The sequence below is a fragment of the Micrococcus sp. IITD107 genome (genome assembly GCF_041927415.1).
Taxonomy (GTDB): Bacteria; Actinomycetota; Actinomycetes; order Actinomycetales; family Micrococcaceae; genus Citricoccus; species Citricoccus terreus.
This window is the reverse complement of sequence record NZ_JBHFFN010000023.1, coordinates 1-479: the sequence shown is the minus strand read 5'-3', so window position 1 is coordinate 479 and position 479 is coordinate 1. Positions and strand designations below refer to the sequence as shown.

Annotated in this window: 1 protein-coding gene; it reads left to right on the top strand. The window is 71.6% G+C overall.

Features of this window, described 5'->3' with window-relative positions; translation table 11 throughout:
* Positions 1–125 precede the first annotated feature (125 nt).
* The coding region (locus ACEXHE_RS13475) for a hypothetical protein (RefSeq protein ID WP_374786181.1) at positions 126–479 on the top strand (354 nt) is incomplete at its 3' end.

The window sequence follows — 479 nt, the reverse complement described above, 5'->3', positions numbered from 1 at the left end:
CCTCCACGGGTTCGGGCTCCCTCGCCGAGGGCTCGGCCTGCGGGGCTTCCGTCAGCGCTCCCGCCGGAACAGCCCTGAGCACTGCCGGTGGCCCCACCGCGGGTCTGGCATCGGGACCCTGGCCCGTGACGTTGGCCCAGGTCCAGTCCGGGGTAGGGCGTCTGGCCCGAGTGGTGGAGCTGGCTCAGACCGCGGTGGCCGGGGTGACCGACAGGGTGCTGCAGGACCCGAAGGCTCGGCACCGTCTGCTGGGACTGCCGCAGGGCAAGACTGCGTTCCGCAATGCCGCCGAGTTCCTGGAGAAGACCCAGCAGACCCCTCGGCGGGATACTCACCAGCGCGTGGACCGAGCCGCCCACCACCTGACCCCACCCCCGGGAGAGTCCCCAGACGGCACTGCTGTCCCGGCCTCACTGCCACAGGTAACCGGAGCCCTGCGTGATACGTCCCTGGACCCGGCCGTGGTGGATGCGATCACC